1 pseudogene is annotated in these 312 nt (G+C 51.9%); it reads right to left on the minus strand.

Annotated elements, in window-relative coordinates:
* Positions 1 to 8 precede the first annotated feature (8 nt).
* Positions 9 to 312 (minus strand): annotated as a pseudogene (locus C482_RS22580) (transposase); the annotation flags it as partial.

Consider the following 312-nt stretch of genomic DNA (forward strand, 5'->3'; position numbering starts at 1 on the left):
GTGGAGTTCTATCCGTAGTCGGTTGGAAGAACAAATTCCTGGAAGATCTTCGTTGAGATCGGTGGCTTCCCTGGAATTGTACCATCTGTGACGAGAACATTCGCTAAAACCCAGAGATTGTACAGTGCAACCGCAAACAGAAAGTAGAACATTCGCACCGAGAACGTCGGCGACGACGTTCTCGGAAGAAAGTCACCGATCTACCGGTGTGAGGTTTCAATCCCCCATCGGCGGCGGAATGCTGCCGCGTACGCTCGTGCTGCTTCTGGCTCTATCTCTCGGTTTGTGACAAACCACACGTGTTCGTCCTCT

Source organism: Natrialba chahannaoensis JCM 10990 (assembly GCF_000337135.1).
Classification (GTDB): domain Archaea; phylum Halobacteriota; class Halobacteria; order Halobacteriales; family Natrialbaceae; genus Natrialba; species Natrialba chahannaoensis.